The following is a 15136-nucleotide window of genomic DNA, read 5'->3' on the forward strand; positions in this document are numbered from 1 at the left end:
ATCCCCTCTATTTTTCCCCTTTGATTTAGCATGCCGCTAAATTACTCTTGTGTGTAGTTCTCTAAGTAATGAGCAATCCTCATCACGAATTGACCGCCGAGCGCTCCGTCAATAAGCCTGTGATCGAAAGATAACGTAAGGTACATCATAGGCCTTATCACGACGAAATCTCCCTCTTCTGTGGAGAGAGCCATAGGGCGTTTTTTGATAGCACCAACTCCCAGAATTGCGACCTGGGGCTGGTTGATTATCATTGTGCCAATTATGTTTCCGAATACGCCGAAATTGGAAATTGTGAATGTACCTCCCTGTATCTCGTCGAGGGTAAGCTTCTTGACGCGAGCTCTTTTTCCGAGATCATTGATGCTTCGTGCAAGCCCAACAAGGTTCTTGCCGTCGGCATCATGAATGACAGGTACTATAAGTCCACCATTTTCCATTGCGACTGCCATACCGAGGTTAATTTTATTTCTCATTATGGCTTTGTACGGCGCGGACGAATCGTCTATAATTGAATTAACAAGCGGGAAGTCCTTCAGAGCTTTTATTACTGCCTCAGCTATGAAAGGCATGTAAGTAAGCTTGAATCCTTCCTTGCCTTCAAACTCTTTGTTCATTTCTTTTCTCACCTTATCGACACGGCTCATATCCACTTCAGCAATTGCATTAACATGAGGTGAGATATTGACCGAAGCAACCATGTGCTCAGCCATTTTTTGCCTTACATTATCAAACTCCATCATGGAAAGACCTTCTTCATTATAATCAACTTCGAACTTTGGAAGTTCAACCTTCTTTTTCTCGGGTGCAGGAGCTTGTTGTTTGACTTCTACTTTCACTTCTTCTTTAGGTGCCGGAGCTTTTACGTCACTTTTCGTTCTTCTTTCGAGGTAATCGAGGATGTCTTTCTTTGATACACGTCCTTCTTTCCCAGTTCCGGGTATGCTTTCAAGTTCTGCAAAACCAATTCCGTTTTCTTTAGCAATATTCATTACGAGAGGTGAGTAGAATCTGCTTCCGGATGAAGCACTCATCTCGACTGGTTCCGGTTTCTTCTCTTCGATGACTTCAATTACTTCTTCTTGTTTAGGTTCTTCTTTGGCTGGCTCTTCCTGTTTTACTTCCTGCTTTTCCTCTTTTTTTGGCGCCTCACCGTTACCTGTATCTATTTTAGCAATAACTTTCCCTACTTCAACTACATCGCCTTCATTATACATTAATTCTGTTATGGTACCGCTTTCGGGGGAGGGAATTTCAGTATCTACTTTATCTGTGGAAACTTCGACTATTGTTTCATCAACATTAATTGTATCGCCGGGCTTTTTGTGCCATGTAAGTATCGTTCCTTCGGTGATCGATTCACCCATTTTCGGCATGATTACATCAGCCATCGTATTAAATCTCCGGTTTTATAAGTTTTTCAATAAAAGCTAAAATAAATATATATTTTTACCGATTCAATTCAGTAAAATTAACCTTTATAAGTATCAAATAATGAGCTAATTGATTCGTTTTTATTTGTTCGCCTTATTGCCTGGGCGAATATTTTTCCTACCGAGATCACCTCTATTTTCGGGGAAGGTTTTTTTAGAGGTAATGTATTGGAAATCATTAGTTTGCTAATACTGGATTTATTTATCTTATCGATGGCATTTCCGGAAAGAATAGCGTGTGTACAAATGCCGTAGATCTCCTCTGCGCCTTGACCTTTAAGAGCTTCCACCGCATTTACAAAAGTACCGCCGGTGTCTATAAGGTCATCTATGATAAGAACGTTCTTTCCTTCGACATCACCGATAATGTTCATTACTTCAGCCACATTCGGTTTTGGACGGCGTTTATCAATTAGTACAAGTTCGGTATTTAGTTTCTTTGCATAAGCCCTCGCCATTTTAATCCCTCCAACATCCGGTGATGCCACTACGAGGTTCTTTAAGCCATTCTTTTTGATGTGCTTAAAAAATACACGTGAACAGTAAAGGTGATCAACGGGAATATCGAAGAATCCCTGTATCTGTGGTGCATGCAGGTCCATGGTAATTATTCTTTCGGCTCCTGCTGTTACGAGCATATTAGCCACAAGCTTTGCCGAGATAGCTACGCGGGGTTCATCTTTCCTATCCTGACGTGCATAACCAAAATAAGGTATTACAGCATTTATCCTGTTTGCAGATGCTCTTTTCGCAGCGTCTATCATTACAAGAAGCTCCATCAGGTTTTCAAACGGTGGGTTTGTGGATTGGACGATGAAGACATCCTGTCCGCGGATATTCTCATTATATTTCATCCAGATCTCGCCGTCCGAGAAGGTCTTAAAATCTGCTTTACCGAGAGTTAACTCCAGGTGTTTTACAATATCTTTGGCAAGATATTCCGATGCTCTGCCGGAAAAAACTTTGAGATTTGACATTAATTATTTAGAAGATTTCCTAATGTAAAGGTTTTGTAAATTATTAAAATATGGCTTCAATTTCAATTTACTTATATTTTAATGGACAATATCAGGAAGTTTTAAATGGCTTATTTATGAGTGACTTATTAGGGGGAGGATTTCATTCAATACTCTATGTATCCCAATACCTGCTTCAATCCGACATTCCTCCACAACCTCATGGCAGTTATTACGGCAGAATTCACTTGCCACTTCAATATTATGTGCCTTATCTCCTAATGCACCCCAGCGCTTTACTCTGCACATCGCATTATGGCAAAAAATGCTTACTGTATTCACTCCCATTGCGGAAGCCAAGTGCATAGGACCGGTAGAAGATGAAACAACAACATCACATACTGATATCAAACCGATTAATTCTCTTAATGAAAGAATATGACGGGAAAGATCAATTATTCTATCGCTGTTAACAGATGCAAGTTTTTCTGAAAGAGTTACTGTCATTTCCGGGGCGGTGAGGATCAATTTTGTATCAGGTCCACTTCTTTCAAGAATTTCTTTTGCAAGTTCGAAATATTTATTCTCGCTCCAGTTAGGGGAGGAATGCCCGTAACCGGTATGAATTATAATTTTTTTATCAGTCTTGTAAACATTTCTCCCGGTAAGAAACTCGTGTGCTGTGTCTTTTTCTTCCGGTGTTACGAAAATCTCCGGAGTTAGATCGTCCGTTTCTACACCGATCCTTCGCGCAAGATCCATACAGTAATCTGCCTCGTGTCGGAGGGGAGTGTAATCATTGCGTGAGACGCTTTTCATGAAAGTTATAACTTCGTATAGTTTACGCCCTACACCTATTCTGTTTTTTACTCCCCCCAGGAACATTTGATAGGCGGGTCTTTTCATTGGCCAGGTGAGAAGTCCGTCGGTGAACTTATGCTTGCGGATTTGTCTTACGGTTTTCCAGAAATTTTTATCAGGTTCGTCGATTATTATATCATCCAAATGCGGATTATGGAGGAGTATGTCCGATGTGTACTTGCTGACAAGGGCGGCGATGAATGAGTCAGGATATGTTCTTTTCAACTCCCGTATCATGGGAGTTATCATCACCACGTCGCCGACCCTGTCGGTTCTTGCAATAAGTATTTTTTTCAAATCAATACTAATTTTCCGTCAAAAGCGGAGATGGGAGTTGATCCCGTGTCTGTATATAGCTTTCTGCTTTGTATCTCTTTGCAATAAATAAGAATACTATGGATGTAATGAACATTAGCCCAGCAAAGAACCAGAAATATTCTGCTCCATCGAGTATATATGTCCCATCACTTCTTTCTATGAATGAATTTACCAATGCGGCAACCAAGTTACCCAGTGAAACAGATAATAGCCACAATCCCATTATAAAAGATTTCATACTGTTTGGTGCCTGTGTATATGAGAATTCTAAACCTGTAATAGATACCATAACTTCCGAAGCGGTCAGGATAATATAAGCAAAGAACTGCCACAGAATACTCGGCGTGGCTCCGGCGTCTATCTGCATTTGGGCTATTGCGATCAGCGCAAAAGAGAATGCGGCTATAAACATCCCGATCATTATCTTTCTAATCGCTGTGAGTTCAAAAATCTTATTCAGAAGCGGATAAACTGCGTATGTAAATAAGGGGATAAATATCATTATGAGGAGCGGATTAATAGCCTGTATCTGTGACGCCAGCAAGTCAAACTTTACAAACCCAAGATTAACGTGTTTATCCATATCTTCTGCCTGCAGTACCCATGATGAACCGGTCTGATCAAAGAGCGACCAGAATATTGCAATAAAAACATACATTACACTAAGGTTGACTATTGCTTTCTTCCCGGCTGGGCTAAAGACATCCGATTTATACTGTTTCCAGCCTACAGGTGGTATCGCAACAAAGACTTTCCGTCCCATCCAGAATACTATAGTAGCGATGAGCATGAGCAGTCCGGGAACACCAAAAGCAACGTGAGGTCCGGCTACCTCCAGCAGGTATGGGGTGAGCAGAGTCGATATAGCTGCACCAAGGTTTATTGAAAAGTAAAAATATCCAAATATTTTTTCTATTAGTTGTTTGTTCTTTTCCTCGAACTGGTCACCGACGTGAGCCGAAACACAGGGCTTTATACCGCCGGAGCCCATGGCGATGAGTGTAAGTCCAATAGAGAGACCGAGTGTTGTATCGTCCAATGCAAGAGCAACATGACCCATAACATATACTATGGATAATGTGATTATCGTCTTATATTTCCCCCAAAATACATCGGCTACTATTGCTCCAATGATAGGAAAGAAATAATTTGCCATCGAGAAGTAGTGGTACCATGCTTTTGCATCAGTATCACTCATGGTATCTACAACACCGCTACTATTCATCAGATATTGTGTCATGAAAACGACAAGGATCGCTTTCATTCCATAGTAGCTGAACCTTTCGGCAAGTTCATTCCCTATTATGTAGGGAATACCTCTAGGAAATTTATTGGATTGTTCGCTCACGTGGAAATCCCCGTAATTTTTAACAGTATATTGATTTTAAAATAATTAAAATTTTATATTATTAATAGCTATCAATTCATTAAATTTGGCAATTAAGCTATCTTTTGCCAATTCTACCATGCACAGGTTTCCAATCGGGCATTCGAGAAGATTACAGTAAAGGCAGTCGAGGCCTTCTTTAACGACTGTGAGATTCTTATCACCATAGGGTCCTTGCAGTAAGGGGTTTGTTGGTCCATATATGCCGAGTGTCGGGACACCTGTAGCAACTGCCAGGTGGAGGGGACCTGAGTCGTTTCCTATGATTGCGTCGCACCTCTCTATTATTGCTCCAAGATATTTTATTGGACTATCGGGAATGATAAAGGATTTATCTTTAAATACGGCATGAATCTCTTTAGCCTCCTTTTTTTCTTCATCATTTCCCCAGAGTAGGACTATATTAATATCATACATATTTAGTATCATTCGGATCAGTTCGATATAGTCATTCATCTTGTAACGTTTCGCTTCCCAGCCACCAGTTAGGGATATCCCTAGTATGGGTTTTGAATCGATGTTATTACTCTTAATAAAATCCTCCGCAAATTCTCTGTGGACAACATTGAGCGGTAGCATGAGCTGTTTCGAAGTGATAGGGATGTCCATTTTCCGTAATGCATCGAGATTAAAGTCGACGTTGTGGACTTCACCGCCTCTTCCTTTCATTTTAATATTATATGCATAGCTTCGTCCCCTAAATTCGAAACCAAAGCGGTACTTTGCTCCGCTAAGAAAAGTTATAAGTGCTGTTCGGGGATTACAATATAGATCTATTATTAGATCATATTTTTGTTTTCGGATGTTCTTTATAAGGCACCATGATTTGTCTTCAGTCGGGTCGTAGGTAAAGACGCGCTTCAAGTATGGATTGTCTATGAGTACATCTCTGCCTTTTCTCAGGGTGAGTACATATATCTCAGCATCCGGGAAGTAACTTCTGAGATTTGGAAAAACCGGCGTGGTGAGAAGCAGGTCGCCTATTCCCCCGAATTTGATTATTAGTATCTTTTTGACCCTGTTCTTATCTATTACCACTTAATGATGCTTCGGTTAGATGTTTTCGAATATAATAAAGTTATTTTCGGTGATATTTAATGGAATTTCCTTATCCCTGAACATTTCTCTTTCCGGGAATTCACATTCTGTATATAGAAAGCATATACTGCAAAGCGGGTTATTTGCTCTGCATATATTTCTACCAAATTTAATGAGGTTATTATGGAAAGTGGGCTTTTTGCCTTTCGGGATCCGGTCTTTAATCTCCTCGAAGGTCTTCTCGGCGGTATTTGTATGTACGAGTCCGAGCCGATTCAATATACGATGAACGTGAGTATCGACCGGGAATACATCCCTTCCAAGGGAAAATGCCAGCACACATGAAATGGTTTTTACTCCGATCCCATCATATTGCAAGAGCTCGTCATAAACCTTATCATCTTTCATTTTCTTCAGGAAACTCAGGTCCAGTTTGCCATACTTTTCCCTCATTTGTTTAAGCATCACTTTGATCTGCCTGGCTTTTGTATTAGCAAGTCCGCATACCTTTATAGCATCTTTTATTTTGTTAACCGGGGCATCTGCTACGTCGTCCCATGTGGGAAAGGTATTTTTAAGGTTAACAAATGCGCGGTACGAGGTTTTATCGGTTGTGTTTTGGGAAAGCTTTGTTGCAATAAGGAGGTCGAGTATCGTTGGTTTATTCGTTTTCTTCTCGTCACGTTTATCGTTAAAAAACACTTCGAGTTTTGCTACTACTTTATCTAACTTCTTATTTGACATTATTATTCATTAATTCACGAATCACGCTTACTATTCTTTGGGCGGATTTACCGTCCCAATATTTAGGGGAAGTTCCGGATTTGTATTTACCGGATTCTATTTTTTTGATGTTTTTTATTATTGCGTTCTTATTAAGCCCAGTTAGGGTGTTTGTACCTTCATCAACAGTGACAGGTCTTTCAGTATTCTCACGAAGGGTAAGGCACGGTATCTTTAACGATGTCGTTTCCTCCTGAATGCCGCCTGAATCAGTTAGAACGTATCTAGCATTCATCATCAGGCTAAGGAAATCCAGATAGCCGAGCGGTTCGGTTATGATGAGATTTGGCACGGCATTAAATTTCCTGCGAAGCTTATACGTCTCCATCATCTTTCGTGTCCTCGGATGGACCGGAAATACTATCTCGGTATTTTTGTTCAGTGCATTTATTGATGTAAATATATCCAGTATCTTTGTCAGCCCCTCCTTTGTGTCCACATTCGATGGCCGGTGCAGTGTTACCAGCGTGTAGTCATTTTTTGAAAGAGCCAATTGATTTAGAATATCGGAAGCTTCAGTTTTTCTCATATAGGATTTCAGCGAATCTATCATTGTATTCCCTACGAAGAAGACATTGCTCTTTTTTACTCCTTCGTTAGTTAGATTTTCCATTCCGCTTTTCTCCGTGACGAAAAGGTAGGACGAAATAGAGTCCGTGACTTTTCTATTTATCTCTTCCGGCATCGTGTTGTCAAAACTCCTCAACCCCGCCTCTATATGCGCGACCGGAATCGGCTTTCCGTTTTTTATCAGGAGTTTAGCGCATACTATAGCGGCTGCCATTGTCGAGTTTACATCACCATATACAAGTACTAGATCCGGTTTTTCTTTCAGCAAGACTTTTTCCAGTCCTACCATTATTTTTGCTACTTGCTCCGAGTGTGGAAGGGAACCTATCCCAAGATAAATATGAGGCTTCGGCAATTCCAGCTCCTTAAAAAATACATCGGACATAGCTTTGTCATAGTGTTGTCCGGTGTGAACAATTCTATGATTTAGCTTTGACTTATATCTCTGGAGTTCTTTGTGGACGGGAGCCATTTTCATAAAGTTTGGTCTGGCTCCCACTACCGAAAGGATCTTTTTCACTATAATTACCGGGTTTATTAATCCAATTTATAAAAAAAATGCATTAGTTAATATATAATTATACTGAATATAACCTATTAATTGGATATTTTGACTACTAATCTACGCTTTAGCTTTGAAATTCACCGATTACAATGCCTGCCTGGACTGGCTTTTCGGGCTTGAAAGGGCCGGTATTAAATACGACCTGAATAATATTACCTCACTTCTCGAATTTCTAGGTAATCCGCAGGACTCTTTTAAGGCAATTCATATTGCCGGAACTAACGGCAAAGGCACGGTTGCCTCGATATTAAACTCTATGCTAATCCAGGCAGGTAAAAGCACGGGTCTGTACACGTCTCCTCATATACTCGATTTCCGGGAGAGGGTACTTGTTAATGGAAAAATGATCTCGAAGAAGTTCGTGATAGAATTCACTAACAGGCTCGTTCCTCTTATCGAAAAGATCAAACCCAGCTTTTATGAAGTGAACACGGCTATGGCTTTCGAGTATTTTAAATCAAAAAAGGTAGAATACGGGGTTGTGGAAACAGGGCTTGGTGGAAGATTAGACTCTACAAATATTCTTACTCCGATTTTATCAATAATTACTTCTATATCGATTGAACACACTGACTATCTCGGTGATACAATAGAAAAGATAGCGTTTGAAAAAGCAGGGATAATCAAAAAAGGAGTACCATGTGTTGTTGGCAGATTAAACCAGGCGGCTATGGATGTTATAAAAAAACGGGTAGAGGAAGAAGATGCACCATTGACGGTGGCACACCGTTGCGTTAAGGTAGAGATTAACCGATACGATAACAACGGATTTACTTTTAGCATAGATAATGGGGAGAAAGAACTTACCGGACTGAAATTTCCTACACAGGGCGACTATCAAAAGCATAACATAGCTACCTCATATGCCTCGATGAATATTATTTCTAAGAACGAAAATATTAAACTAACCGATAAAATAATTAAGAAAGGTTTTGCCAATATTATTTCCAATTCTCTTTTTCACGGCAGGTTCCAGTTTATACGTCTTCGCCCAAAGGTCATTATTGATGTTTCTCACAATCCAGAAGCATTGGCAAACCTTTGCGAGAGCTTAAAGAATGTTAAATATGAAAAACTCTATGTTCTTTTTGGTTTGCTGAAGGATAAGAATTTTAAGACCTGTATTGGTCAAATTGAAAAACTAAAAGGAGATATTGTTCTGACAAAGCCTGATTATAAAAGAGCAGCTGAACCACTTGAATTATTCGACCACGTTACACAAAAAAATAAATGTGTCGTTATCGATGATTTCTCACTTGCTGTACATTATATAAGTGATAAGATAAATAAGGGTGATCTGTTATTGGTAACAGGTTCATTTTTTATGGTAAGTGATTTTCTGAGACAGGTTAATAAATATTATAAGTGGGATTAATAAGCTATATTTGTAAATATGAATATAAATGATATAAAAACAGTTGGTATTCTGGGTTCAGGCACAATGGGATCCGGTATCGGTATCTCCTGCATAATAGCGGGTTACAAGGTTGTTCTTTATGATATTTCCGATGAAGTCCTGGGGGTAGCAGGACAGTCGGTACTTAAGAACATCAATAAAGCCATCGAAAAGGGCAAACTGGATGCTGACAAGAAGAATGAAGTACTGGATAGAATGGATTTTACGAAAGAATTCTCTGATCTGGCAAAGGCAGATTTTGTGATCGAAGCCGTTCCTGAAATTATGGACCTAAAAAAAGACATTTTCAAGAGGTTGGACAGCACATGTAATCCTAATATAATTCTTGCTACAAATACATCATCGCTTTCTGTAACCACCATCTCTACTGCTGTGCAGAACAACAGGGAGAGGGTGGTCGGTATGCACTTCTTTAACCCGGCTAATATAATGAAACTGGTCGAGGTTATACGGGGTGACTTTACTTCCGATGAAGCAGTCAATGCAACTATTGAGCTATCGAAAAAGATTGGCAAGGTACCTGTAAATGCTAAGGATACTCCTGCCTTCATTGTCAACCGAATAGCAAGACCGTATTATGGGGAATCACTAAGGATGTTGGCAGAAGGAACAGCCGGATTTGAAAAAATTGACAAAGTGCTGAGAACATGCGGAGGTTTTGCAATGGGTCCGTTCCAATTAATGGATCTTATAGGAATTGATGTGAACTTTTCCGTAACAAAATCTGTATTTGAAGCATACTTTGACGAACCCAAATACCGCCCAAGTTACATACAAAGAAAAATGGTTGACGCAAATCTTTTAGGAAGAAAGACTAAAAGAGGTTTTTATAAATATGATTGAAATTGATTGAGCAGACATGAGCAACGAAAGTTATTTAAGAGATATCCTTTCCAAAAAATCTCTCCGAATTACTCAGCCCAGACTTGAGATATTACGAGTTCTAAAAAAATGCCACAAACCCGTGACGATCGCTGAGGTGCAGGATATGCTGGGGAAGACAAAGATTGACCAGGCTACAATTTACCGCACAATGGATTCATTTCTTGGTAAGAAGATCGTGGCTACTTATGATTTTAAAGATAACTTTACCCGTTATGAACTTACCGTTGATAGAGAGCATCATCACCATGTTGTATGCAGAAAATGTGGCAAGGTTGAAAATATCGAAGACTGTTTTTCTTACGAGATAGAAAAAGATTTGAAAAAGAAAGGTTATAAAGACATTACTCATTATATGGAATTCTTTGGGATTTGCGAAAATTGTAAATAAGCCCGAATGATCAAAGCAATAATATTCGACCTTGATAATACGCTTGTAGATTTTATGCTGTTGAAAAATAACGCTGTCGAAGCCGCCATACATGCAATGGTAGATGCAGGTCTGGACATGAATTATAGCGATGCAAGGGAGATAATTGCTGACATATACGATAGGGAAGGCATGGAATACCAGCAGGTCTTTGATCAATTCTTACTGGGAGTGTATGGAAAAGTTGATCACAGAATACTCTCCGCCGCGATTGTCGCTTACAGGAAGGCTAGAGAGGCGGCGTTAAAACCATACCCGGGAGTTTTTCCGACATTGATCGAGTTGATTAAAATGGGAATTAAACTTGCTGTGGTAACGGACGCACCTGCTAAAGAAGCCTGGCTGCGGCTGTCATACCTTAACTTTCACCATATTTTCGATTTTGTAGTTACGTTCGATGATACAGGCGAGAGAAAGCCCTCGACTGTACCATTCAAAAGAGCTCTGGAACTCCTGGGGTTAAGCGGGGACGAATGCCTCATGATAGGGGATTGGGTAGAAAAGGATATTGTCGGGGCAAAAGCCGCCGGTATTAAAACTGTGTTTGCCCGCTATGGCGATATTTTTAAGACCACACATCCAAATTCAGATTATGAGATAAGTAAAATATCGGAATTGATAGAAATAGTAAGAAAGGAAAACTCGTGATACTTGGCATTGGTATAGACATAATTGATATCAAACGGATAAAACGCCTTATTGAAGAATACGGCGAAAGATTTTTTCAAAGGATACTTACAGAAAAAGAGATCGAATATTGCAAATCATTTTCAAAGCCCGAACTTCATTTTGCTGGCAGGTTTGCATCTAAAGAAGCTTATTCAAAATCTATTGGGACAGGTATTTCAAAGAGTTTTAAATGGAAAGACATAGAGATATTAAACGATGAGAGAGGAAAGCCGTATATTATACACAAAGCAGATAACGAATTTTCAGAGAATAAATATCACATTAGTATTTCACACACGGACGACTATGCCTGTGCTGTAGTTACCCGCGAGGAGTAACTACTCATACCTTGTCACACTAAACACACCTTCCTGGTTATTTATCTTGTCTATAATCTTATTCAGTTGTTTCAGGTTTTTGATGTTTAGTATAAACGTACCCTCGAACATCGACCCACGGTTATTTATTACTACGTCCTGTATATTAATATTGAAGTTTTTAAGTATTGTGTTAGTTATTTCGTTCAGCATACCGGGGCGGTCCTCGCCAATTATCTTTATTCCACCGGTAAAGTCGTTCTCGCCGTCTTCGTTCCAATTTATCTCTATTATCCTATCAGGATCATGAAGAAATAGATTCACAATATTTTTGCAGCTTTTTCGGTGTATTTTAATCCCTTCACCTTTTGTGATGAATCCAAGCACTTCATCACCGGGTATCGGGTTACAGCACTTTGCAAATTCGTAATGCAGTCCTTTGAGGTCCCGGTCTGACTGCCCGTTTTTAAGACTTATGCCATTTGCTCCGGAGCGGGCTTTTTCGACAAATCGCTGGTATACCGCTTCCTCGCTATATCCGTTTGTGAGTTCAGGTTTATGTTCGGTTGTAGGTTTGAGCCTTTCTTCAAAAGCTTCTATGACTTCGTCTGCCTTTTCTTCATTCCTAGATACAATATAATAGAAGTTTTGCAGATCTTTGAGTTTTAGTCTGTGTATCAGCTTAAGAAGAGTGTCATCATTAATATGAACTTTCTTCTTTTTGATCTTTTTGAGCCATATCTCTTTTCCTTCATCTGCCCCTTTTCGTTTTTCAGCATTGAAAAATTTTCTTATATCGGACTTTGCCTTATGCGTTACAACAAACTTCTCCCAATCGCGTTTTGGCAACTGGTTTTTGGATGTGATTATCTCTACCTGGCTTCCGCTTCTGAGTTTTGTGTCAAGGTTGACGATCTTTCCGTCAATCTTCGCGCCTATACAATGTGTTCCGATCTGCGTATGTATTTCAAATGCAAAATCGAGAGCAGTTGCACCCGCTGGCATTACTTTAAGGTCACCCTTCGGAGTAAAGCAGTATATCTCATCCTGGTATAGGTTTAGTTTAAAGCTTTCCAGCATCTGCTCGGGTGCTGATTCATCTTTTGCAACAGAATCAAGCGTCTCACGTATCCACTTTATCCAGTTTTCTAGCTTCTCGTCTTTTGTGTTGATATTCTCTTTGTATTTCCAGTGAGCGGCGATACCTTTCTCGGCAACTTCGTGCATTTCCCTTGTGCGTATCTGGACTTCTACCATTTTGCCTTCATTACTTACCAGTGTGGTATGGATGGATTGATACCCGTTTTGTTTTGGAAGGGAAATGTAATCTTTAAATCTCTCCGGCACAGGTATGAAAAGTTCCGAACATATTCCATATGCGGCAAAACAATCATTCTTGTTATTTGTTTCGAGGATTATTCGGATAGCAAAGAGGTCGTAGATTTCCTCTACGCCCTTATTTCTTTGCTCGATCTTTTTATAAATGCTGTATATGTGCTTTGCCCTGCCATAGATCTCAAATTTATATCCCTCCTGTATCAGTCTCTGTCTTATAGGCTCAATAAACTTCCTGATAAATTTTTCTCTCTCACGTTTTTTTTCTTTTAGCTTCTTAGCTATCTCATCGTATGTCTTTCTTTCAAGATATTTAAAAGAAAGATCTTCAAGTTCTATCTTTACTTGTGAAAGACCGAACCTGTGCGCGAGTGGAGCGTAAATTTCCAGTGTCTCCTGTGCCATTCGAATCTGCTTTGGATTTGACAGATACTCTAGAGTTCTGAGATTGTGAAGCCTGTCAGCGAATTTTACAAGCATAACCCTGATGTCCGATGTCATGGACAGCAGAAGCTTTTTATATGACTCCACCTGGTTCTGTTCATAATTTTCAAATATACCATCCATCTTGGTTGCGCCATCTACTATCTCGGCAACTTCCTCACCGAATTCAGCTATTACATCCTTCATCGTAAAGTTGGTATCTTCTACTACATCGTGAAGCAGAGCCGCGGCGATCGATACGTCATCCAATGGAATTTCTTTAGCGACGATCATAGCTACCTCATAGGGATGGGTAAAATACGGCTCCCCGGATGCCCGTTTGTCGTTTTTATGGGCTTCCATCGAAAATTTGAACGCTTTTGTTATCAGGCTGTCATCTACCTTTGTGTGCAGGTTTTCATGACATGCAGTCAAAAGCTCATCCAGCTTCTTTTTATTATAATTGCTTAGCATAAGAACTTACCTCATAAATCAAAACAAATTTTTGATCCGCTAAATTCCTTTAAGACATACCTATATTAGTATAATGTCGGAATTTATTAAATAATATTCAATCTTTTTTAAAATAAAAAAGCCCGGCAGGAGGCCAGGCTTTAAATTATTGGAGATTAATAACTTATAAGCGCTCTACAATTACGCTTGAAGTTTGATCCTTATCCGTAGTCAGTGATTGACTTCCCTGGGAGAGTGTAACCTTTGCTTTCAGATCGGTTTGCGTTTGTTTGCTCTTAATACATCCTCTGCTTAGATTGTATATAATTGTTCCGCTTCCCTTTGCTTCCAGATTATCGAGTACCGCTTTAGTATTTTTTTCAGTTATTTCTTTCTTTATTACTTCAGTCGAAAGTGAAGCGTCGATAATGATTAAAATATTTCCGTTCTCTTCTTTAATATCTGTGATCTTATATCCGAGTATATTTTTTACAGGGAATACAGAGAGTTGAGTCTCGTATGAAGAAGTCCAGCTTGAGTCTTTATAGACCTCATTACTGTCAGGGAATTTTTGGAATTGCTGTTGGAGGACTGCTTTCATTGATTCCCCAATGGAATTTTGAACGACCGATTTATCGTTTGGAGAGAGCGTATCGCCAAGTGCTTTATAGATATTCTCGTATATCTTTTCCATTCCGTAAAGATCTAGCACTGTTCCTTTGTCCGAAACCCTCATATAAAAAGGTGTTCCAATAGTAGCATTGAATTGAATGAAGTCCGGATAGTTGTAAATCGAATCCTTTACGTTCGAATTGTATATTATTGTTACAGTGGAGTCAGGTGATTGTATCTTTGATACTATCTGAATACTATCATACTGCATTCTATATGAGACTGCATTATCTTCAACTCTATCTACAACCTGTGAATAGTAATAAGAAATTTCCTGCTCAACAGTTATCGATCCCTCTTTTTCGGAAGTACCTTTTTCTGTCTCACTTTGCTTAGCCACCATCTTATATCTCAGAGTATCCTTTTCCTGGGGTTTTATAAGTAGTTTTACTTTTTCACCCTTGTCGTCCTTTATAAGTAGGTCGGAGTTTTTCCCCGATGATTGATTTTCTTTTGTACTGTCGCCACAGCTCATCATTGTAACCAGTGATACAGTCAGTACGGCTGCCACTGCCAAAAGACCCAGATTTTTTATCATTAATTATCCTTTTATTAATGTTAGTTTGCCTAAATAAACATCAAATATACCACTTATAAAACAGACATTCAAAGCAAATGGAGTTCCAT

General features: G+C 39.4%; 14 protein-coding genes. 5 read left to right on the forward strand and 9 right to left on the reverse strand.

Features of this window, described 5'->3' with window-relative positions; all coding sequences use genetic code 11:
* Positions 1-41 precede the first annotated feature (41 nt).
* The 7 genes from H6614_01620 to wecB form a co-directional block, all read right to left on the reverse strand.
* Complete coding sequence (locus H6614_01620; protein MCB9242356.1) at positions 42-1391, reverse strand: 2-oxo acid dehydrogenase subunit E2; 1350 nt, start codon at positions 1389-1391, stop codon at positions 42-44.
* Between the two features lie 80 nt (positions 1392-1471).
* Entirely contained in the window at positions 1472-2410 is a 939-nt protein-coding gene (locus H6614_01625) for a ribose-phosphate pyrophosphokinase (protein MCB9242357.1), read from the reverse strand.
* 114 nt (positions 2411-2524) lie between these two features.
* Positions 2525-3547 carry a glycosyltransferase family 9 protein gene (locus tag H6614_01630; protein MCB9242358.1) on the reverse strand — a complete coding sequence of 341 codons (1023 nt, stop codon included), beginning with the start codon at positions 3545-3547 and terminating at the stop codon, positions 2525-2527.
* Between the two features lie 7 nt (positions 3548-3554).
* A complete protein-coding gene (locus H6614_01635; protein ID MCB9242359.1) occupies positions 3555-4832 on the reverse strand; it encodes a POT family MFS transporter in 1278 nt (425 codons plus the stop codon).
* 129 nt (positions 4833-4961) lie between these two features.
* The gene (locus tag H6614_01640; protein MCB9242360.1) at positions 4962-5993 is read right to left on the reverse strand and encodes a glycosyltransferase family 9 protein; all 1032 of its coding nucleotides are present in this window, start codon (positions 5991-5993) and stop codon (positions 4962-4964) included.
* A 15-nt stretch (positions 5994-6008) separates the two neighbouring features.
* Positions 6009-6737, reverse strand: a complete 729-nt coding sequence (locus tag H6614_01645; GenBank protein ID MCB9242361.1) for an endonuclease III — start codon at positions 6735-6737, stop codon at positions 6009-6011.
* Positions 6727-7866: a UDP-N-acetylglucosamine 2-epimerase (non-hydrolyzing) gene (gene wecB, locus H6614_01650; GenBank protein ID MCB9242362.1), complete on the reverse strand. Its 1140-nt coding sequence runs from the start codon at positions 7864-7866 to the stop codon at positions 6727-6729. Before wecB ends, H6614_01645 begins: the two co-directional genes overlap by 11 nt.
* A 115-nt stretch (positions 7867-7981) precedes the next feature.
* Between wecB and H6614_01655 the strand changes: the two genes are divergently transcribed.
* From H6614_01655 to acpS, 5 genes are read left to right on the forward strand one after another with little or no spacing between them, the layout of a single operon-like run.
* Complete coding sequence (locus tag H6614_01655; protein MCB9242363.1) at positions 7982-9286, forward strand: bifunctional folylpolyglutamate synthase/dihydrofolate synthase; 1305 nt, start codon at positions 7982-7984, stop codon at positions 9284-9286.
* An 18-nt stretch (positions 9287-9304) separates the two neighbouring features.
* Positions 9305-10171: a 3-hydroxybutyryl-CoA dehydrogenase gene (locus tag H6614_01660; protein MCB9242364.1), complete on the forward strand. Its 867-nt coding sequence runs from the start codon at positions 9305-9307 to the stop codon at positions 10169-10171.
* Positions 10172-10187: 16 nt separating this feature from the next.
* Positions 10188-10601, forward strand: a complete 414-nt coding sequence (locus H6614_01665) for a transcriptional repressor (protein MCB9242365.1) — start codon at positions 10188-10190, stop codon at positions 10599-10601.
* A gap of 6 nt (positions 10602-10607) precedes the next feature.
* Positions 10608-11288, forward strand: coding sequence for a TIGR02253 family HAD-type hydrolase (locus H6614_01670; GenBank protein ID MCB9242366.1), 681 nt, complete (start codon positions 10608-10610; stop codon positions 11286-11288).
* Positions 11285-11647 (forward strand): holo-ACP synthase, encoded by a 363-nt coding sequence (gene acpS, locus H6614_01675; GenBank protein ID MCB9242367.1) that lies wholly within the window; start codon positions 11285-11287, stop codon positions 11645-11647. The genes H6614_01670 and acpS overlap by 4 nt, the downstream gene beginning before the upstream one ends.
* On the opposite strand, the gene H6614_01680 is transcribed toward acpS, so the two are convergent.
* Together H6614_01680 and H6614_01685 are read right to left on the reverse strand one after the other, a co-directional pair.
* Positions 11648-13858 (reverse strand): bifunctional (p)ppGpp synthetase/guanosine-3',5'-bis(diphosphate) 3'-pyrophosphohydrolase, encoded by a 2211-nt coding sequence (locus H6614_01680; protein MCB9242368.1) that lies wholly within the window; start codon positions 13856-13858, stop codon positions 11648-11650.
* 163 nt (positions 13859-14021) lie between these two features.
* Positions 14022-15047, reverse strand: a complete 1026-nt coding sequence (locus H6614_01685; protein MCB9242369.1) for a hypothetical protein — start codon at positions 15045-15047, stop codon at positions 14022-14024.
* Positions 15048-15136 lie beyond the last annotated feature (89 nt).

It is taken from the genome of Ignavibacteriales bacterium, from assembly GCA_020635255.1.
GTDB lineage: Bacteria > Bacteroidota > Ignavibacteria > Tepidaquicellales > Tepidaquicellaceae > JAEYVS01.

Bases quoted from the DNA above. Each gene is read 5' to 3' on its own strand.
- H6614_01620 (MCB9242356.1), bottom strand. From the start codon at position 1,391: ATGGCTGATGTAATCATGCCGAAAATGGGTGAATCGATCACCGAAGGA.
- H6614_01625 (MCB9242357.1), bottom strand. From the start codon at position 2,410: ATGTCAAATCTCAAAGTTTTTTCCGGCAGAGCATCGGAATATCTTGCC.
- H6614_01635 (MCB9242359.1), bottom strand. From the start codon at position 4,832: ATGAAAGCGATCCTTGTCGTTTTCATGACACAATATCTGATGAATAGT.
- H6614_01645 (MCB9242361.1), bottom strand. From the start codon at position 6,737: ATGTCAAATAAGAAGTTAGATAAAGTAGTAGCAAAACTCGAAGTGTTT.
- H6614_01660 (MCB9242364.1), top strand. From the start codon at position 9,305: ATGAATATAAATGATATAAAAACAGTTGGTATTCTGGGTTCAGGCACA.
- H6614_01665 (MCB9242365.1), top strand. From the start codon at position 10,188: ATGAGCAACGAAAGTTATTTAAGAGATATCCTTTCCAAAAAATCTCTC.
- H6614_01670 (MCB9242366.1), top strand. From the start codon at position 10,608: ATGATCAAAGCAATAATATTCGACCTTGATAATACGCTTGTAGATTTT.
- H6614_01680 (MCB9242368.1), bottom strand. From the start codon at position 13,858: ATGCTAAGCAATTATAATAAAAAGAAGCTGGATGAGCTTTTGACTGCA.
- H6614_01685 (MCB9242369.1), bottom strand. From the start codon at position 15,047: ATGATAAAAAATCTGGGTCTTTTGGCAGTGGCAGCCGTACTGACTGTA.